The sequence below is a fragment of the Leisingera sp. S2M4 genome, assembly GCF_055398055.1.
Map to the genome: position 1 here is coordinate 448031 of NZ_AP040862.1, position 19815 is coordinate 467845.

General features: G+C 63.5%; 17 protein-coding genes. 6 read left to right on the top strand and 11 right to left on the bottom strand.

Going from position 1 to position 19815, the window contains the following annotated elements; translation table 11 throughout:
* Positions 1–51: 51 nt before the first annotated feature.
* The 3 genes from ACZ52D_RS18360 to ACZ52D_RS18370 form a co-directional block, all read right to left on the bottom strand.
* Positions 52–1599 carry an ABC transporter substrate-binding protein gene (locus tag ACZ52D_RS18360; RefSeq protein WP_464443272.1) on the bottom strand — a complete coding sequence of 516 codons (1548 nt, stop codon included), beginning with the start codon at positions 1597–1599 and terminating at the stop codon, positions 52–54.
* 89 nt (positions 1600–1688) lie between these two features.
* Positions 1689–2318, bottom strand: a complete 630-nt coding sequence (locus ACZ52D_RS18365; protein WP_464443273.1) for an RraA family protein — start codon at positions 2316–2318, stop codon at positions 1689–1691.
* A gap of 121 nt (positions 2319–2439) precedes the next feature.
* Complete coding sequence (locus ACZ52D_RS18370) at positions 2440–2784, bottom strand: RidA family protein (protein WP_464443274.1); 345 nt, start codon at positions 2782–2784, stop codon at positions 2440–2442.
* Positions 2785–2968: 184 nt separating this feature from the next.
* Here ACZ52D_RS18370 and ACZ52D_RS18375 point away from each other — a divergent pair, with 184 nt between their 5' ends.
* Complete coding sequence (locus ACZ52D_RS18375) at positions 2969–3901, top strand: LysR family transcriptional regulator (protein WP_464443275.1); 933 nt, start codon at positions 2969–2971, stop codon at positions 3899–3901.
* A gap of 52 nt (positions 3902–3953) precedes the next feature.
* On the opposite strand, the gene lhpI is transcribed toward ACZ52D_RS18375, so the two are convergent.
* The 7 genes from lhpI to ACZ52D_RS18410 form a co-directional block, all read right to left on the bottom strand.
* A complete protein-coding gene (gene lhpI, locus ACZ52D_RS18380; RefSeq protein WP_464443276.1) occupies positions 3954–4895 on the bottom strand; it encodes a bifunctional Delta(1)-pyrroline-2-carboxylate/Delta(1)-piperideine-2-carboxylate reductase in 942 nt (313 codons plus the stop codon).
* The gene (locus tag ACZ52D_RS18385; RefSeq protein WP_464443277.1) at positions 4892–6136 is read right to left on the bottom strand and encodes a Zn-dependent hydrolase; all 1245 of its coding nucleotides are present in this window, start codon (positions 6134–6136) and stop codon (positions 4892–4894) included. The genes lhpI and ACZ52D_RS18385 overlap by 4 nt, the downstream gene beginning before the upstream one ends.
* Positions 6137–6169: 33 nt before the next feature.
* Positions 6170–7453, bottom strand: coding sequence for a TRAP transporter large permease (locus ACZ52D_RS18390; protein ID WP_464443278.1), 1284 nt, complete (start codon positions 7451–7453; stop codon positions 6170–6172).
* Positions 7450–7923, bottom strand: coding sequence for a TRAP transporter small permease (locus ACZ52D_RS18395; RefSeq protein WP_464443279.1), 474 nt, complete (start codon positions 7921–7923; stop codon positions 7450–7452). The genes ACZ52D_RS18390 and ACZ52D_RS18395 overlap by 4 nt, the downstream gene beginning before the upstream one ends.
* Complete coding sequence (locus ACZ52D_RS18400; RefSeq protein WP_464443280.1) at positions 7920–8294, bottom strand: cupin domain-containing protein; 375 nt, start codon at positions 8292–8294, stop codon at positions 7920–7922. Before ACZ52D_RS18400 ends, ACZ52D_RS18395 begins: the two co-directional genes overlap by 4 nt.
* A complete protein-coding gene (locus ACZ52D_RS18405; RefSeq protein ID WP_464443281.1) occupies positions 8291–9280 on the bottom strand; it encodes a TRAP transporter substrate-binding protein in 990 nt (329 codons plus the stop codon). Before ACZ52D_RS18405 ends, ACZ52D_RS18400 begins: the two co-directional genes overlap by 4 nt.
* A 610-nt stretch (positions 9281–9890) precedes the next feature.
* Entirely contained in the window at positions 9891–10622 is a 732-nt protein-coding gene (locus ACZ52D_RS18410) for an SDR family oxidoreductase (protein WP_464443282.1), read from the bottom strand.
* A 175-nt stretch (positions 10623–10797) separates the two neighbouring features.
* Between ACZ52D_RS18410 and ACZ52D_RS18415 the strand changes: the two genes are divergently transcribed.
* On the top strand, positions 10798–11682 hold the full coding sequence (locus ACZ52D_RS18415) for an AraC family transcriptional regulator (protein ID WP_464443283.1): 885 nt from the start codon (positions 10798–10800) through the stop codon (positions 11680–11682).
* Positions 11683–12278: 596 nt separating this feature from the next.
* Here the strand turns inward: ACZ52D_RS18415 and ACZ52D_RS18420 are convergent.
* Positions 12279–13277 carry a LacI family DNA-binding transcriptional regulator gene (locus tag ACZ52D_RS18420; protein ID WP_464443284.1) on the bottom strand — a complete coding sequence of 333 codons (999 nt, stop codon included), beginning with the start codon at positions 13275–13277 and terminating at the stop codon, positions 12279–12281.
* 147 nt (positions 13278–13424) lie between these two features.
* Here ACZ52D_RS18420 and ACZ52D_RS18425 point away from each other — a divergent pair, with 147 nt between their 5' ends.
* Genes ACZ52D_RS18425 through ACZ52D_RS18440 form a run of 4 tightly spaced genes read left to right on the top strand, consistent with a single transcriptional unit; the run spans position 13425 to position 19354 of the window.
* Positions 13425–15746, top strand: a complete 2322-nt coding sequence (locus ACZ52D_RS18425; protein ID WP_464443285.1) for a DUF1989 domain-containing protein — start codon at positions 13425–13427, stop codon at positions 15744–15746.
* The gene (locus ACZ52D_RS18430) at positions 15743–16804 is read left to right on the top strand and encodes a quaternary amine ABC transporter ATP-binding protein (protein ID WP_464443286.1); all 1062 of its coding nucleotides are present in this window, start codon (positions 15743–15745) and stop codon (positions 16802–16804) included. The genes ACZ52D_RS18425 and ACZ52D_RS18430 overlap by 4 nt, the downstream gene beginning before the upstream one ends.
* A 3-nt stretch (positions 16805–16807) precedes the next feature.
* Positions 16808–18352, top strand: coding sequence for an ABC transporter permease (locus ACZ52D_RS18435; protein ID WP_464443287.1), 1545 nt, complete (start codon positions 16808–16810; stop codon positions 18350–18352).
* A 51-nt stretch (positions 18353–18403) separates the two neighbouring features.
* On the top strand, positions 18404–19354 hold the full coding sequence (locus tag ACZ52D_RS18440) for an ABC transporter substrate-binding protein (protein ID WP_464443288.1): 951 nt from the start codon (positions 18404–18406) through the stop codon (positions 19352–19354).
* The last annotated feature ends 461 nt before the right edge of the window (positions 19355–19815 follow it).

Consider the following 19815-nt stretch of genomic DNA (forward strand, 5'->3'; position numbering starts at 1 on the left):
CGGGCCGCCCGGGGGCTGCCCGCCGCAATGCCGGAGAGGCGCGCGCGGCACTTACTTCCAGTTCGCCATCCACCAGCGGGCGAATTCATCCGGATGCGGCGTGAAGTCCAGATCCGGCGACAGCCCGTAGTTGACGTTGAAGTTGTACATCGGCATCCAATACGCCTCCTCGGCGATCTTCTGAACTGCGCGGGTGTAGTTCTCCTCGCGCACCATGCGGTCCGACGCGGTGTCGGCCTCGCTCAGCCAGCCTGCGACCTCGGCGTCCTGCACTAGGTCGTCGGCGCCGCCGCCAAAGAAGTTCGACAGGATGAAGGCGCTGTCGCCGATGCCGTAGCTGCCCCAGTTGGAGAAGAAGGCGGGCAGTTCCCTGGCGCGCCACTTGCCGATGCCCGCGGCATACTGCTGCTCGTTCAGCTCCAGCGTAACGCCCACCTTGGCGAGATCGGCCGCCACCGCTTCCGCGGTCGGGCGCGGCATCGCAGCAAAGACCATCTCCAGATCGAAGCCCTCGGCATAACCGGCCTCGGCCAGCAGCGATTTCGCTTTCTCCGGGTCGTAGTCGTAGCGCGCGACATCCTGCGCGCAGCCGAACTGGGCCGGGTTGCAGGGGGTGTTCAGCACTTCCGAGGCGCCGCCGGCGAAGGCCTCCACGATGGCGCCGCGGTTGGTGGCGTGGATCAGCGCCTGGCGCACGCGCTTGTCGGCAATCGGGCTTTCGCCTTCCAGCGCCTCGGGGGCAAAGCCGACATAGCCGATGCGCATGATCGGCGCGCTCAGCACCTGCACCCGGCCCTCGAGCCGCGCCGCCTGGTCCGGCGGGATGCGCCAGATCCAGTCCAGCCCGCCCGACATCAGCTCGGCATATTGCGTGTTCATCTCGGGGATGGTGCGCACCACGATACGCCCGATGCTGGCGCCGCTCTTGGGGCTGCCTGCGTAGTGATCCTCGAAGCGCTCCAGCTCGTAGCGGATGCCGGGATCCTGCGCGACCAGACGGTAGGGGCCGGTGCCCACGGGGGCCGCTGCCATCCCGGCGGAGCCTTCGGCGGTAAACTGCGCGGCCGGGTAGATCGGCAGCGCATCGGCCAGCATCTCCACCGCGCCGGCAAAGGGCTTGGCCATTTTGATGCGCACCTTGTGGTCGTCCAGCTTCTCGACGCTGCCGATCCAGTCCACCGAGATCGAGTAGCGGGTGCCGTAGTCCGGCTCGATCACCCGGCTGAGCGTGGCGACCACGTCATCGGCGCTGAATTCTGCGCCATTGTGGAATTTCACGCCCTTGCGCAGGGTGAACTCCATCGTCATCGGGTCGGTGAACTCCCAGCTCTCGGCCAGCGCCGGGACGATCTCGCCGGTGTCGAGATCCTTGTAGAGCAGCCCGTCGTAGATGTGGCGGGCGAGGATCAGCCCCTGGCGGCCCGCGATCTTGTAGGTGTCGAGCGGCTCCGGCTCGGCGGCAAAGGCGACGTTCAGCGTGTCGTCCGCCTTGCCCGCTAGCGCCGGGGCGGCGCAGGCAAGGGAGAGCACGGCAGCTGAGGCGGAGGCGAGCAGGGACAGCCCGCCGCCGAAGGGGCGGGAGGAAATTTCAGGTTTCATGGGTCTCTCTGTTGGTTGCGGTGGGGGGCGTATGCGTGCCGGTTTTCCCGGTTCTCGCGCTGGGTATTCAATGGTTTGGCGGCGACGGCTCAGCCCCGCGTGGAGCGCCTTCGTGCCGGGCCGGGGCGGGTGATCTCTGCCAATGTCTCGCCCGCGTCCAGTCGTGCGAGTACCGCGGTCTCGTCGGCCTGCATCTGCCGGGCGCGGTCAAGATGCGCCTCGGCCGTTGTCGGGTCGAGCACCGCGACACCGTTTTCATCGGCCAGCACCAGGTCTCCGGGGCGTACCGGCACACCGCCGCAGGTGACGGGAATGTTGACGTCGCCGCCGATGCCGCGCGGCTTGGTGGTGATGGGCGAGCGGCCGCGGCACCAGACCGGGAAGCCCGCCGCGGTGATGGCGCTGCGGTCGGTGATGAAGCCGTCGATCACCGCGCCTGCCACGCCGCGGGCCAGAGCGGCACGGGTAGTGACCGCGCCCCAGCAGGCGTGGCGCAGGTCGCCGCAGCGGTCGATCACGATCACCTGGCCGCGCTCGGCCTGGGACAGGGCATCGACCAGCGCAGCACCGTCATCGCCATGCAGCCGCACCGTCAGCGCCGGGCCGAGGATGCGCGGCCCGGGCTGCAGCGCCTGCACCGATGGCGCCATGAAGCCGGTATCAAGGAAATGACCGAGGGTGGCGGTTTCGATGTCCGTCTGAGGAAGAGCTGAGGTCATACCCGGTCCTGTGCTTTTGCTTGTCCGTGATGATGGCGGCGGCGCGCGGCCAGGGTCAAATAGGCGGGGGCTATGTCAGCCATTACCCCCGCCCTGCCGCCGCGCGGTCCTGAGGGGAGGATCAGAGCGCGGCAGTGACGATGAATTCCACCTTGTAATCCGGCGTTGCCAACCGGGCTTCACCACAGGCCCGTGCGGCTGGGTGCTCCGGATCGACCCAAGCGTCATAGACCGCGTTCATCGCGTCAAAGTCGGCCATGTCAGCAAGCCAGATGGTGACCTGCAGCAGCTTGGACTTGTTGCTCCCCGCTTCTTCCAATAGTCGGTCGATCGCGGCAAGGCAGTCTCGGGTCTGGTCGGCAACATCGGCACCGGGGCTGCCGACCTGGCCTGCGAGGTAGACAGTCTCGCCATGAATGACAACCTGGCTCATGCGCGGGCCGGGGCGAAGGCGGGTGATGCTCATGGTGCTTTCCTTTTGCGTGTGTTCTGCGTCACAAGTACTAACCGCGTCCGGCACGGGCGCACAGGCCGCGGCCGACATCTGGGCATAGCTCATAACGATGTTACCCATAGCTTTTGCCGATGTACGGATCGGGGGAAAGCGGGATAGGGTAGCGGCAACTGGAACAGTCGGCAGAAGAGACGCGATGGAAATGCCTTTGCAGTCCGAGCTAAACTGGAACTTGCTTAGGGTGTTCTATATGATCGCCCGCGAGCGCAGCATCACCAAAGCGGCGCGACGGCTGGGGTTGAGTCAGCCCTCGGTCAGCAACGCGCTGCAAAAGCTGGAGGCGCAGCTCGGCTGCCAGCTGGTGTTTCGCGACAGCCGCCATTTCGAGCTGACCCTGCGCGGCGACAAGATCTTCCAGGAATGCCGCGACATCTTTCACAGCGCCGAGCGCATCGCGCTTCTGGTGGAAAACGCCGAACAGGAAGAACGCGGCCAGGTGCGCTACCAGATCATTAGCAACTTGGTGTCGCCGATGCTGGACGAGCTGTTTCGCCTCTATCACCAGCGGTATCCATCCGTTGCCTTCCAGAGCGAGGTGCAGAACAGCCAGTCCATCGTGCGCGCGATCCAGCAGGGCAAGGCGACGCTGGGCTTCTGCCTGCTGGCGCGGCCGCTGGTGAACCTGCCCTGCGTGCTCTTGTTCCGCGAGGAGTTCCGGGTGTTCTGCGGGGCCGAGCATCCCCTGTTCGGCCGCGAGGAGGTGGCGCTGCGCGATCTCCAGCGCGAGCCCTTCATCTCCTTTGCCTGCGCGACCGAGGGCATGGGGCTGGAGCCGATGTCGGTCCTGCGCGAGGGCACGCGCATCGGCAGCCGCATCAACGGGCTCAGCACCAACATGGAGGAGGTGCGGCGGATGATCGTGGCGGGGCTCGGCATCGGCATCCTGCCCCTGATGACGGCGCAGGACGATATCCGGCGCGGCGATCTCTGGCCGTTGAAGATCACCGACGAACAGATCGGCGCGGATGTCTACCTGGTGCATGCGCCGCTGGAGACGCTGTCGCCGCCAGAGCAGAAATTCGTGCAGACCGCGAAGGAGCTGCTGGCGCTTTACCCCGACATGGCCTGAGCCGGTGGGCGTAAAGGCGCGGGCCTGCAAAGACCCGCGCTTGCGAGTGCAATCAGCCGGTCGCGTCGGCCGCTAGGCTCGCGGCCGCGAGGTCCTGCAGCGCCATGCCCGCGGATTTGAACACCGTGTGGGCCTGATCGCTGCGGCGGCCGGGGTGGTCTCCCCGGCAGAGCTCGGACAGGTCGGCAAGGATGTGCGCCGGTGTGATGATCCCGGCCTCCAGCGGCTGCGCCAGATCGCCCGCAAGCGAGGCGCCGCTGCGCAGGTCTACGAACAGCTCAGCCTGGATGATGGCCTGATCGTCGCTCTCGCGCATATCCGTCTTGAAGGCGCCGATCAGGTCCAGGTGACTGCCCTCGCGCAGCCAGGCGCCGCGGATAAACGGCTGCGTGGCGGCGGTGACGGTGCTGACCACATCGGCGCTGCGGCAGGCGGTCTCCAGATCCTCGGTGGCCTCCGCCGGCAGGCCAAGCGCGGCGAGATCCGCGGCAATGGCCACGGCTTTCTGTGGGCTGCGGCCCCAGACCTGGACGCTGGCGTAATCGCGCACGGCGCAATGCGCCTGCGCGACGGCCAGCGCGAGCTGGCCGGTGCCCGCGATCACCAGGGTCCGGGCATCGCGCCGGGCCAGGCAGTCCGCCGCCAGCGCCGAGGCCGCAGCAGTGCGGCGCGCGGTCAGCGCGTCTCCGTCGAGCGCGGCACGCATCTGCCCGGTGGCGCCGTCAAACAGCAGGTAGCCCGCGTTGATCGTCGGCAGGCCCTTCGCCGCGTTCTGCGGAAAGAAGGTCACCGCTTTCATCCCGATGGCCTCCCCCGGCACCCAGGCGGGCATCACCAGCAGCGTCGCCTCGCTGCCGTCGGGCTGCGGGATGCTCAGCACCTGCCGCTCCGGCGCCTCTACATTGCCGGCACGGTACCAGTGGCGCAGTTCGGCGATCAGCGGCGCCCAGTCCAGCGCCGCCTCCACGCCGTCGTGTGAAATCAGCCTGCTCACCGGTCCGCCCGCTTCACCACCGCGTGCAAGAGGATGTTCAGCCCGGCGGCGAAGTCCTGAGGCTCGCAGTGTTCCTCGTTGTTGTGGGTGATGCCGTTCTTGCAAGGCGTGAAGATCATCGCCGTCGGGCAATGGGTGGCAAGGAAATAGGCGTCGTGGCCCGCCTGGCTCTGGATGTCGCGCCAGTTGCAGCCCATGCGGATGGCTTCGGCGCGCAGGCCGTCGATCATCTCTTCGTCGAAAATGGCGCCGCCCCATTCCCATTCGTCCTCAATCACCGCCTCGCAGCCGCAGCGCGCGGCCGCCTCGAACAAGGCGCGGCGCATCTTCTCGGCCATGGCGCGGGTGGTCACCGGGTCGGGGTGGCGCACGTCGCAGACCGCCTCGGCGGTGTCCGACAGGATGCCGGGCTTGTTCGGCCAGGCGGTGAGCCGGGCGGCGGTGGCCTTGCCGTCATGCACCGCGAACTCCCAGCCGATGTCATCCACCGCGGTGAGCCAGCGCGCGCCCGCCGCCAGCGCGTTCTTGCGCAGGTCCATCGGGGTCGGCCCGGTGTGCGAGGTCTGGCCCTTGAACGAGGCACGGATGCCGCGCACCGGGTAGCCGCCGGTGACGATGCCGACCTCGCGCTTCTCGGCATCCAGGATCGGGCCCTGCTCGATGTGCAGCTCGAAATAGGCGTCGATCTCGCCCGCCTTGCAGGGCCGCTCGCCCTTGTAGCCGATGCGCTCCAGTTCGTCGCCGAAGCGGGTGCCGTCGTCGCCGATCAGGTCATGCACCCAGCCGATGTCGTAGTGGCCGGTGAAACAGCCCGAGGCCACCATCGGCGGCGAGAAGCGGGCGCCTTCCTCGTTGGTCCAGTCTACGATGACAATGGGGCGGCGGGTGACATGGCCGAGGTCGTTGAGGCGGCGCACCACCTCCAGCCCCGCGAGCACGCCAGCGATGCCGTCGAAGCGGCCGCCGTTGATCTGGGTGTCGAGGTGGCTGCCGATCAGGATCGGCGGCAGGCTGTTGTCGGTGCCGTCGCGGCGGCCGAAGATGTTGCCGGCCGCGTCGACCTCGACGCTCAGTCCGGCCTCTTCGCACCAGCGGCAGAACAGGTCGCGCATGGCGCGGTCCTCGTCGCTGAGGGTAAGGCGGGAGAGCCCGCCGGGGCGGCCCTTGCCGATCTCGGCGGAGGCTTCGATGGTGGACCAGAACCGATCCAGGTCGGCGCGTGTATCTTCAGGAATTGGCATGGGATCAGCTTTCTTTTTGAGGAGGCCGCGGGGTCAGAACAGGACCCCGGGCAGCTGTGTGATGAGGGAGGGGAAAAGGACCAGCAGCAGCAGCACGCCCGCCATCACGCCCAAAAAGGGCACCAGATAGCGAAAGGAGTCGCTGAGCGGGATATCCCCGACACGGCAGGCAGCCATCAGGTCGATGCCAAGCGGCGGGGTATTGGCGCCGATCGCGAGGTTGATGGTCAGCAGGATGCCGAAATAGACAGGGTCGATGCCGTAGTGGCCCAGGATCGGCAGGAACACCGGCGCGAGGATCAGGATGATCGCGATGCTCTCCATAAAAGTGCCAAGCACCAGCAGGATCGCCATCATCATCAAGAGCGCGACGGTGGCGCTTTCGGTGGCCTGGGTGATGCCCGCAACCGCCATCTGCGGTACCTGCTCGGCAGCCAGGATCCAGCCGAAGACCGAAGCCGCGGCGATCACCAGCAGGATAGCGCCGGTCATCTCGGTGGTTTCGCGCAAGAGCCGCATCAGCAGCGTGAGGGTGATCACCCGGTAGACGAAGACACCGATGAACAGCGCGTAAGCCACGCCGATGCCCGCGGCCTCGGTCGGGGTGAAGATGCCGAGCCGGATGCCGCCGACGATCACCAGGGGCGCGATCATCGCCAGGATCGAGCCGCGCGCGGCCCGGCCCAGCTCGGGCCAGGAGAAGTCGCGCCCGCCCTGCCAGCCGTTCCTGCGGGAGATCAGCCAGGCCACCAGCATCAGGCCAAGGCCCAAAAGCACGCCGGGCACGATGGCGGCGACGAAAAGCTGGCCGATCGAGCTGTTGGTGGCGGTGCCATAGACGATCAGCACGATCGAGGGCGGGATCACGGTGCCGAGCGAACCGGCGCAGCCAAGCGCCGCGGCGCTGAAGCCCCGGGCATAGCCCTGGTCGCGCATCGCGGGCAGCATCATGGTGCCGATTGCCACCACGTCGGCGACGCCGGAGCCGGAGAGCGAGCCGAACATCATGCAGGCGATGATCATCACCATTGCAAGCCCGCCGGTACGCCGCCCGATCAGCGCCGAGCACAGGGCGATGATCCGCGGCGCGAGCCCGCCGTGGACCATCAGCAGCCCCGCCAGCAAAAACAGTGGGATCGCCAGCAGCGTGAAGCTGTTGATCCCCGCCACCGCGCGCTGCGCCACCACCAGCATCGGTGCGGTATCGGCAATCAGCAGGTAGAACATCGACGACAGGCCAAGCGCCACCGCGATCGGCGCGTCGATCAGCACCAGCACCACGAAGGCCACAAGGAGCAGGACAAGGGCCAGGCTCATGCGCGGCCCCCTTTCAGCAGCATCCCCAGAAGCGCCGCGCCGCCGCAGACCGGCAGCGCCAGGTAGAACAGCCCCACCGGCAGCGACAGCGCCGTGGTCTGGTGGCTCCAGGTGATGCCGGTCAGCCGGGCGCCGTTCACCGCCAGCACCACCAGGAAGGCGGCGCTCGCCAGCCCTGCGAGCAGCGCAAATGCGCGGCGCAGAAGCGCGGGCATCGGCATCAGGTCCAGCAGCCCTGCGCGGAAGTGGGTGCGGCGGATGAAGCAGGACACCGCTCCGGTGAAGGTCAGCCAGACCAGCAAAAGCCGCGGCAGCTCCTCGGCCCAGCGGGGGGTGGAGGAAAACAGGTAACGCGAGATCACAACATAGACCACCATCGCGGCAAAGCCCGCGACCATCGCGGCGCCGGTCCAGCGCGCCGCCCGGTCCAGCCCGGCTGCGGCGGCGTCAGTCGTCGAAGAGATATTCATGGTTGCATCAGTCCTTCCGGGCCGCGGCACAGCATGCATTCGTCGCAATAGGCCGCCACCACCACCCATTCGTCTGAGAGCACCTCGACCTCGTGGTCGAGCCCGGGCGGCAGGCGCACCGCGGTGCCTTCGGTCATCCGGTATTCCTTGCCGCCCGCGCGCAGCACCGCCTCGCCCTTGAGGGTCAGCGTCACCTCGTCACGCGGGTGGCTGTGGGCGACCGAGCGGGCGCCTTTTTTGCCCGTGGTCACGCTCAGCTTGATGAAGCCCTCCCCGCGCGCGGCGGGGGAGAACAGCACCTTTTGGCTGAAGTCGAAAAGCTGCACCGGATCGACCGATGCAACTTCCTTGATTTCCGGCGCGAGGCTCATTTCCGGTACTGGTCCAGGATGGAGAGCAGCTCCGCGCCATAGACTTCTTTCTGGCGTTCCCAGATCGGCGCCACGGCCTCGGCAAAAGCGGCCTTGTCGACAGTGTTAAACTCCATGCCCTCGGCCTTCAGCTGCTCGATCAGCGCGTCGTTGGCCTCGGCCACCATGGCGCGCTGCTTGCCACCCCATTCGGCCGCGGCCTCGGCCACGATGGCCTGATCCTCTTCGGACAGCTTGTTCCAGACCTGGTTCGACAGCGTCAGGGTTGCCGCGCCCCAGATGTGCTCGGAGAGGGAGACGTATTTCTGCACCTCGAAGAAGGAGGCGGAGTGGATGATCGCCAGCGGGTTTTCCTGCGCGTCGAACAGCCCCTGCTGCAGGGCGGAGTACAATTCGCCAAACGACAGCGGCGCCGGTTCCGCGCCGAGGCTTTCGAAGGTCGCCAGACGGACCTTGTCCGGGGTCACGCGGATTTTCAGCCCTTCGAGGTCGGCGGGCGTCTCGATCGGGCGGGTGTTGTTGGTGATGTTGCGGAAGCCGTTCTCCCACCAGCCGATCACCTTCAGCCCCTTGTCCTCCAGCATGTTGGCCAGCGCATCGCCCAGTTCCCCGTCCAGCGCGGCGAAGGCCTGCTCGCGGGAGCTCCAGGCATAGGGCATCTCGATGATGCCGACCCGCGGCTCGATCGACTGGAAGGAGCCGGAGCCGATGAGCCCCGCCTGCACCGAGCCGAACTGGAGCCCTTCGATCACTTCCTTCTCGCTGCCGAGCTGGCCGGAGGGGTAGACGTCGATCTGCACGCGGCCTTCGGTCCGGGTGTTCACGTCTTCGGCGAAGCCGGTTGCGGCCTTGTGCCAGCTGTGGCTTTCCGGCAGCACGTGGCCGAGACGGATGCTGACGCTGTCAGCCAGCGCCGCAACCGGGGCCAGGGCGGTGAGGCCCAGGGCCAGCAGGCCGCCGCGGATAAAGGTGGCATTAGTGTTCATCGTTCATGCTCCTGTTGGTCGGGGTATTGGCGGCAGAACACCGCGAAGTGGGGTTCCGCGCAAATAGGGTTGGGCTATGGATGCCAGAGGGTGTGTGAATGCATGCTCGGGCGCTTGCATTCAGGGCGAGAGAGGACGCTGGGCAATCGCACTGCTGGATTGCAAAGCGGCGCGTACCGCGAAGGGCGCCTGCCGGTGCTGCGGCAGGCGCCCTTCGGATCTGGTGGCGCCGACTGAGTACCCGGACGGTACACGGGGGCGTTAGATATAGCCGCGCGGACACTCGCCCGCGATTTGATCAGCTTGGCGGATCGTCGACGCCGCAATAGTCAGCGCCGGGTTCTCCGTCGCACCTTTGGATCGAAGCAAACCGGTTCTGGAGATCGAGGACCTGACGGTGCGGTTCGACATCCGAAACGAGCTGCTGTTCCGTGTCACCACCCGCGCGCTGGCCTGCGATCCGATCCTGATCCCTGCCAATGAGGCGGTCTCAGCCCTCGACGTCAGTGTTAAGGCCCCTTTTACGACCCCAACAGCAGACTCGATAGATGACCATGTGCCACACCGTTACTCTGAAATTTGGTGCCCAAGCTACGAAGAGGGCATGGGTCTACGATGGCTGACGTGTCGCCGCGATAGTGATGTCGCGGATATTCACGCCTTGCGGTTGGGTGTACATGAATAATGCCGCACGGGCGATGTCATCTGCGACCAGCACGCCGCCCATCGAGGTTTTCCAGCCCTCGTAGTCTTCCACGATTTTCTCGTCAGTTGTGTGGCTCAACAGCTCGGTTTCCACAGCACCCGGATAGATAGCCATCACCCGCACACCGCTGTCGGCCACTTCTTCGCGCAGGTTTTCGGTAATGCCGGTGACTGCAAATTTGCTGCCTGTGTAGGCAGCGTGATTTGGAAAAGTTTTTTTGCCCGCGATAGAGCTGACATTCATGATCGTGCCGCCTTTGCGCGCCTTCATGCGGCCCAAGACTGCCTGCGTCGCCCCGAGCAGAGCGAGTACGTTTACATTGAACATGCGCTGCCATTCCGACATGTCCTGCGCATCCAGTGCTCCGAGTAGCATGACGCCGGCGTTGTTCACCAGAAGATCGACTGGACCGTATGCTGCTTCCGCTTCGTCGATCGCAGCCGTCAGCGCGGCAGTGTCCGTAACGTCGACGGCGCGACACATCGCATTGGGCAGACTGAGCGCCTCAAGGCGGTCTGCACGACGGGCAAGTAGCAATAGCGGGTGTCCTTCATCTGACAGATGCCGCGTGATAGCGGCCCCGATACCCGAAGATGCACCAGTGATGACTGCGAGTGGTTTTGCAGCTTTTGTCATAATCTTGGCCCTTTCAGTTTTGGCGAATTGATGGGCCTAAAGTGGTATGGGTTCGCTGTTCCGTGAATGAAGGTTCCTATCGAAAACTTGCACTTTTCTATCGCAGTGCAGCTTGCAACTGATCCAAATGGCGTCATATGTGTTCAATTCGTCTCACAGGGCAAATGGGTCCACCATGGACATCTTTGACGAGCTGAAAAAACGGCATGGGTTCGAGCCCGGTGCAGGTTTCGTCGAAACCGCGCTGCCGGGTGTGCGTTTTTTCTGGTCCACTGAGCCTGTCGCGCGCGCGCCGCTGATCTACAATGCGGGGCTGGTGCTGATGTTGCAGGGCAACAAGACGGGCTATCTGGGGGACCGCGTTTTTCACTACGACCCCGATCATTACTTGGTGTTGTCGGTCCCACTGCCTTTTGAATGCGAGACTCACGCCACAGCTGACGAACCTATGCTGGGTCTGTTTGTTGATATCGAACGCGCAGATCTGATCGAGTTCCTGAAGTTGATGAAGCTGGACGGGCCGGTCCCACGAACGGCGACTTCTCTGGGTGTGACGCCCGCAGCGTTGCATGGAGAAATGCGCGACGCGGTTCATCGGTTGATGCGCGCGCTTTGTTCTGATGCGGCCAGCCAGGCGCTGGGGGCCGGTATACTGCGGGAGATCCTGTTTCACGCGATCGAAGGCCCGCATGGCCCCTCGCTGCGCGCGCTGGCGCAAGAGGGTACACATCACGGGCGCGTATCACAGAGTATCGTCACGATCCGTGAAAACTTCGCCGCGCCGCTCAGCGTTGACGCCATGGCCCGCGAAGTCGGGATGAGCGTGCCCGTCTTCCATCGCGCATTCAAGGCGGTCACCGGCACGTCGCCTCTGCAATACCTGAAAGCCACGCGTTTGGCGCGCGCCAAGGGTTTGATCCTCTCCGAAGGTTTGCCCGCAAATGAGGCCGCCCGCCGCGTGGGCTACGATAACCCGTCGCATTTCAGTCGTGAATTCAAGAAATACTTTGGGGTCAGCCCCAAAGATGCCCGTACAGGCTATATTCCCATTGACATCTAAGACCTTGCTGCTGGCGCTTCTGCAAGGCGTCGTGTTCTTTTAGCTAGAGGGTTTCGATGCGGCGCTCTTTCGGGAACCGCAGCGCGTTGCTCAGCCGTATGGCCGTTTCAACCGCGGCGGTGCCTCGCCATGGCCATGACTGCGTCAGCCCTTCGATGATCCGAAGAAGTTCGGCATCGGCTTCGTCCAGCCCGAAGCAGACCTGCCGTTCGCCCTCGGCAGCACCACCAGGGAGGGCGGAAGACGGGAGTTCGCTGCAAACGCGAGGAAGTCACTTTCTACCGGGAGCCGACATTTGCCCATAGTTCCTGCCTCACTCCGAAGAATGAGGCACAATAAGAGCACTGTATCGAATAATTCATGCTTGATTTCGCGCACTACCCTACTTCGAAGCCGACGTCGCATAGGCTGGTAGCAAAGAGACCATGGTAGGACGCGCACTACTGTGATTCCTTGCGTTTCTTCTGGAAGAACATCTCGTAGATGGCCCCTTGGGTCGCGTTGCCTACGACGAGCCTGTCATGCAAAAGCCGAGGAGCTGTGAGAAGCGGAAACCTGATACAGCCCAAAAGATCATCAAGGGAAGCCGGTGGTCGCTACACGGTCAGAACCGATCCCCTTTCGATGATCTGCGCCGGGAGAAACTGCGGTTGCAGCTTCGTGCCGTCTTCAAGATTTTCGATGATCTGCCTAGCGGCAGCGCGGCCCATTTCGGCGGCTGGCAGGTCGATGGTGGTCAGCGGCGGTACGGTTTCCACCGCCCAGTCGAGGTTGTCGAATCCCATCACCGACATGTCCTGCGGGATGCGCTTGCCCGCTTCGGCGAGACCGAAGTAGACACCGAGTGCGATTACGTCAGAAAAGCACAGCAGGGCGCTGGGGGGCGCTCCGGCGGCCAGCACGCGGGAGATCACCGATTTGCCGCCGCGGACATTGAGCTCGGTCTCGTGGAACTCTAGCGAGACCAGCCCGGCGCCAGCGGTTTCAGCACCCTGGCGCCGCGCTTTCGTCCGGTCACTGTCTGCTAGCGGCCCGTGGACCACGCCGATGTGCGCATGTCCGTGCGAGACGAGATAGCGGACCGCGTCGCCTGCCAGCAGGGCGTTGTCATAGCCGATGGTCGGGCTTGAGCTGTCAGGGTTCCAGACCGAGGTGAAGACATGCGGCACCTGCCGCCGCTCGAACATCTCGAGCAGCGACGGGCTGTGCGCTTCGCCGGTCAGGATGAAAGCCTCGGCGCCCATGCCTATCAACTTTTGGGCGCCACGCAGCTCTTCCTCGGGGTCGCCGTTCGAGATCGCCAGGACCAACGTGTAGCCTTGATCACCCAGGGTCGCCTCTATGGCTGCGATGAACTTGGCAAAGACCGAATGTTCGATAGTCGGGATGATCGCCGCGACAGTGCGCGACCTGCTGGTTGAAAGAGCACGTGCCGCAGGATTGGGCACATAGTCTAGACGCGCACAGGCTTCGAGAACCCGCTGCTGGGTGGCCTTGCTGACTTTGGAGCTGCCGTTCATCACGCGGGAAATCGTGGCAATGGACAGCCCAGTTGCTCTTGCAACATCCCTGATCCTGCCTCCGGGTTTTTTCACGTTCTCACATCCGATTTGCAATTTTCTTGACGAATCTCTTGCCATGATGATCGTATGAAACCGGTTACATGTCAATTTCGACGCTGTGTTGGCCGTGTAACCGGTTGCAAGGCCTGCCGGATGGGCGCGCCGCTCCAGGAGGAAGAGATGCTCCAGACTGCCCCGTTGGCCGAAGGGTCGCGCAGATATTACCGCGGATTGAAGCAGGCAAACTGCCTGCGGCTGGATGTCGGCTATGGCGAAGCCGGGCGGATCCGAGCCGCGGCGGGATCGGTTATATCAATCACTAATGTCGACGGCGGGGCGCCGGTCTGGCTGACCGCGCTGGCCGAGGATCGCCGGGACTTCGATACATCGCCGTTTGACCTGCCTAAGGAAGCGGCTGAGCCGATCGCACCGAGCGGATATGACGATAGAATGATACGCGCCCTGACCGAGGGACGCGGGGGACAACTTGAAGCGGCGCAAGGCCTGCGGATTCTCGGGGGCGGCGCAGTGGGCAATACCTTTCTCTGCCGGATGCGCCAAAGTGCCGAGGTCATTGTCATCCTCCCGGTCGCGGCAGATTACATTTCGGTCGGCGGTGGCGCGGCGGTCAGGGTCGAGATCAAGCCGCCAGACAGGCAGGAAGGCGGCCTGCTACTGCCAGAGCCTCTAGGCAAGGTGGTCGAGGAGTTTCGCGTAGTGCGCGGCACGGCGCAGGCCTATGAGGTGCAAAAGGGCCAATTCGTGCAGATCCTTGATGTCGAGGGCCAGCAATGCTCGGATTTCATGGCCCTGCGCGCCGATGCGCTGGAGCGCGGCATCGAGCGCGGCATCGATTTCACCGTCTCGCGCACCATGGCGCGGGCGGCCTATCCTCTACCGGGGCTCTTCGACAAATTCTTCGACCGGGACATCCGACCGCTGATGGCGGTGCGGCAGGATACCGTCGGGCGCCACGATACATTCGCGCTGGCCTGCACCGCGCGCGGCTATGAAGAGCGCGGCTTTCCCGGGCATCTGAACTGTTCCGACAATATTAGCGCGGCCTTTGACCCCTATGGCGTGGAGCGTCGTCCCGCATGGCCCGCGATCAACCTCTTCTTCAATTCGTGGATCGACTGGCAGCAGAACGTGCTGGCGGGCGACGAGGCTTGGTCGCGCCCCGGCGATTACGTGGCGATGGAAGCGCTGACCGACCTGGTTTGCGTCTCGACTGCCTGTCCCGACGATATCGATCCGATCAACGGCTGGAACCCGACGGACATTCACGTCCGCATTTACGAAAAGGAAAGCAGCTTGACCCATTCCGTCGTCTGGCGGGCCGATCCCGAGGATGCGGGGCGGATGACACGCCATTCAGCCTTTCATCCCCGCACCTCGGCGTTGACCTCGTCCTTTGGCCCGTCTCGCGATCTTTGGCTGCCGATGCAGTTCGATGGAACCGGCGCCATCGGGGAATACTGGGCTACCAAAAACGCCGCAACTCTTCAGGATATGTCCGGGCTGCGTAAGGTCGACGTGGTAGGCCCGGATGCGGAGGCGCTGCTGCAGCATTGTCTGACGCGAGACGTCTCCAAGCTGGCGCAGCATCGCGGCTTCTATGCCCTGGTCTGCGACGAACGCGGCTCGGTGCTGGACGACGGCACGCTGTTCCGGTTAGAGCCGAATGCCTTTCGATGGTGCTGCGGGTCTGACAATTCGGCTCTGCATCTGCGCGAGCAGGCCGAGGCATTAAGGTTGAAGGCGCAGGTTATGTCGTTAGGCCACCAGATGGTGAACCTGGCGCTGCAAGGCCCTAAATCACGCGACATCCTGCGCGAAGTAGTCTTTACCCAGCCGCAAAAGCCCGCGCTCGACAATCTTAAGTGGTTCGGCTTCACCATCGCCCGCCTGCACAACCGTGAGGGACCGATGTTCATGCTCTGCCGCACGGGTTTCACCGGCGAGTTGGGTTATGAGCTGTTCTGCGATCAGGCTGATGCGTTGGAAATCTGGGACGGGCTGATGGCAGTCGGAGCGTCGCAGGGGCTGGTGCCGATGGGCGGCCATGCACTCGACATGCTGCGGATAGAGGCCGGGCTGATGATCGCCGGGGCGGAATTCGGACCGGACGTCGATGCGATGGAATCCGGACTCGGCTTTGCGGTGGATTTCAACAAACCCGCCTTTATCGGCCGCGCCGCGCTAGAGCGTAATGCCGCGGCGCCACGGCGCAAGCTGGTCGGTCTGCTTCTGGATGGCATGGAGGCCCCGCATCATGGCGATGCAATCTTCCTCGGGCGCGAACAGATCGGCGTGGTGACCAGTGGCAGCCCATCGCCGCAGCTTGGCCATGCCATCGCGATGGCGCGGCTAGCCGTGGAGAATGCAACGCTGGGCACCGAAGTCGAGATCGGCAAGCTCGACGGCCACATGAAGAGGCTGCCGGCGCATGTCGTCGACCTGCCATTCCTTGACCCAAAGAGAGAGAAGGCCCGCGCGTGAGCACAGAGGTAAGAAACGACGTCGTTGTCACCCGAAACATCTGGAAGATTTTCGGGGGCCGCGCAGAAGAAGCGATGGAAGCGGTGCGCCGCGAAAATCTGTCCAAGGCGGAGGTGCTGGAGCGCTACCAGGCAGTGGTCGGTGTCAGGGACGTCTCGATCTCAGTCGGTGAGGGCGAAATCTTTTGCATTATGGGACTGTCCGGCTCCGGCAAGTCGACGCTGGTGCGCCATATCAACCGGCTAATCGAGCCCACGGGCGGCGAGATCCTGATCAACGGGGTGGATGTCGGCAGTCTTAATGCCGAAGAGCTGCGGGTGATGCGCGCCGATAAGATCGGCATGGTGTTTCAAAACATGGCGTTGCTGCCGCATCGTACCGTACGCGACAATGTGGCATTCGCTCTGGAGCTGCGTAACGTCGACGCCTTCACCCGGGCGCAACATGCCGAACGGGTGATCGAATTGGTCCACCTGCAAGGCTATGGCGACCGGATGCCCAGCGAATTATCCGGCGGCATGCAGCAGCGTGTGGGCCTCGCCCGGGCGATGGCCGCTGATCCCGACATCCTGTTGATGGACGAGCCGTTTTCGGCGCTCGACCCGTTGATCCGGCGCGGGCTGCAGGATGAATTCCTCGAACTCTCGCTGTCCATGAAAAAGACCACCCTCTTCATCACTCATGACCTAGACGAGGCGATCCGTATGGGCACCCGCATCGCCATCATGAAGGACGGCGAGATCGTGCAAACCGGCACGCCTGAAGAGATCGTCACTAAGCCCGCCGACGATTACGTTGCCGATTTCGTCGCCGGGATTTCTAAGCTGAAGCTGATCTTTGCCCATACGGTGATGCAGCCGGTCGCTGCCTATGAAGTGAACGGGCGCAGCCTGCCGCCGCTTACTGAATGCCCGCAGGCGGGCCCAGATGACAACCTCGACGTGCTGGTGACGCGCTCGGTGGATCAGGATAACCCGATTGTCATCATGGATGACAGCAAGCCGGTGGGCGTGGTCACCAAAGACGCGCTTCTGCATGGCATCAAGGGCGAGGTGTAAAACATGACGACGGAAGCGGCCCTGCGCCAGCCTATGACCGAGTTTGCTGGCAAGAACGGCGAGTATTACGCGGACACATTCCTCAAGCTGCAAAAAAACAAGCTCGAGCGTTTTCACCTCAACAAGGCGGCGCTGGTCGGAACCTTCATCTGGGCGGCGCTGCGTGGTAACTGGCTGCTCTTTGCCATCGGCTTTGCCGTCGACCTCGTGGCGGCGATCAACCTCGCGTTGGTCTACAAATACTCAAAGGCGGCGGCGGAGAATGCCGACAAGGATTTCCTTGTCGCCCGCTACGAGGGCTGGGCCCAGACGCATATCCTTGGGGCTATCATCACCTTCGTGCTGGGCCGGTTGATCTTTGCCTGGATCGCCGACCGGCTCTATGCCCGGCAATACGAACGCTGGCGGGTGGATCATTCTGTCAACCGCGGCACCCATGCAAAACGGCTGATGCTGGCCGGGCTGGTGGTGCTGCTGATCGTGCCGCTCATGCTGTATCGTTCGACCCAGTTCGCGCCGGACGACCGGACATGCATCCGCCAGCAGCGCGCCATTGCCGATGGCAAGGACGTGGCGTTCAAAAAGCGCTTTGACTGCGCCATCATCGGCGAGTTTCCGACACTGTTCTGGATTGAACGCCCAGATGAAGTCTCTTTCCCGCGCGATGACGACGGCAACCGGATTATGGTACGGACACCGGCACGCGAGGGTCTGCCGCCGATCAACCTCAACACCTATGTCAGCCAGGCGATCGACGACGGCATCGCCTACGTGACGATCTTCTACGGCTTCCTGTTCGATGGGATCACCAAGTTCCTACGCGGCATGCTCGGGGCGATCTCCTCGGTCTTCGTGGGTACGCCTTGGCCGATCACAATGGCGGTGCTGGGCTTCGCTGCTTACAAGCTGGCGGGACCTAGGGTGACAATCTTTGTCGCCGCCTCGCTAGTCTATCTAGCGCTCATGGGGTTCTGGCAGACGGCGATGGACACGCTATCGTTGGTGGTGGCAGCCTCGATCATTTGCGTAGTGATGGGCCTGCCGCTGGGAATATGGGTGGGCAAGTCGCAGCGCGGCCAAGCCATCGTCACACCGATCCTCGACGTGATGCAGACAATCCCGAGCTTCGTCTACCTGCTGCCCGCCATCGCCTTCTTCTCGATCGGCAAGCCGCCCGGCATCCTCGCCACGGTGATCTTTGCGATGCCGCCTATGGTGCGTTTGACAGCGCTTGGAATTGCCCATGTGGGCGAGAGCCAGAAGGAGGCGGCCATGGCCTTTGGCGCCAACCCCCAGCAATTGCTGACCAAGGTGGAGCTGCCGCTGGCCCTACCCTCGATCATGGCGGGGATCAACCAAGTGGTCATGATGTCGTTGTCGATGGTGGTGGTTGCTGCGCTGATCGGCGCTGGCGGCATGGGCTTCATCGTTACCGAAGCGCTTGAAAATACCGAAACCGGGCGGGGGATCCTCGCTGGAATCGGCATCGCCCTGCTGGCCATGATGATCGACAGGGTGGTTCAGAAGGCGAACAAGACCCGCCACTGAACAGGGGGTCGCCGAGCCGCGGCGGCCTGTACAACCAACAGGGAGCACACTATGAAAACCTTGAAGTATCTTCTGACGACCGCGGCGCTCGGCGCCGCATCAAGCGCTGCAGCCCAGGATGCCACCGTGAAGATCGGCGACCTGACATGGACCGGCGCACGCGCCATCGCCCATGTGATCGAAGCGGTGATCGAAGGTCCGCTAGACGGCGAGGCTGAGATCGTCTCGGGCCTATCGGACGGCTCGGTTATTGCCGCGGGCATGGACAAGGGCGACGGCTCGGCCGACGTTTATACCGACCTCTGGATGCCCAACCGCCAGGGGATTTGGGATCAATACATTGATGGCGCCGGTACCGTGGCGGTGAACCAGCCCTATCCCGGTACGCAGCAGATGTATGTGCCCGCCTATATGGCCGATCAAGTTAGCAGCGTCGAAGACCTGCGCAAGCCGGAAGTGGCAGCGATGTTTGACAAGGACGGCAATGGCAAAGGCGAATACTGGGCTGGCGACGCGGGCTGGAAGTCTACCCGGATGTGGCAGGTGAAGTTTAAGGATTACGGGCTGTCAGAACTCTGGGAGCCCGAGATCCTGCCCGACGCCACCTTCAAAGCGCAGCTCAAGACCGCGATCCAACGTGAGAAGCCGATCCTGTTCTACTACTGGACCCCCGAATGGGTGCATGCCGCCTATGACCTACATGAGATCGAAGAGCCCGAGCGCTATGACGGCTGCGAGGATCACAACCTCGACGCCGAGGATTGGCTGGAGACTTCAAAGTTCGATTGCAAAAGCTCGGACGCGCAGATTTATGTCGCCTATTCCAAATCACTGGAGAAGCGTAATCCGCCGGTTGCCAAGTTCCTAAGCCAAATGCAGCTTGACCCGAAGGTAGTCAATAACTGGATCCTGCAGATCGGCCGAGACGAGCTGGATCCGCGTGATGTGGCCGAGGATTGGGTGGCTGACAACATGGACATCGTGAACAGCTGGATCAACTAAGGCTGCGGTGCAGTTGCGGTGCGAGGGCCCCTCGCGCCGCAGATTGGTGTAACGCGTCATGGACGGCACTGCCGCTTCCTTTTCTGAAAACGCAGGCCGCGTTGTTCGTTCAGACTTCAGGAACGGCACGGAGTGCGGCGAAAAACGAGCGGTGTCACCGTCGAGAACCGCAGCATACGTGAAGTTTTTAAGCAGGTGAAGCCTTTCGGCGTCGACGTGAAGAGCCTAAAAGTCGTTGACTTGGCCCCGGCTGAGAAGGTTGCAACGCTGTCGCCATGGGGCGATTGAGATGGCCAAACGACAACAAATCGGAAGTTTGAGGCCGCTTTAGGTGGCTAAAGCCTGTCCTTTCCGCCATTGCAACCATCGAATGATCCGGATGCGCGCCCAATGTAGGCGAGGGCTGAAACCTTATTCCTCCACTTTTTCAATATCCATGCTTTCCGCCCGGCATGCCTCCA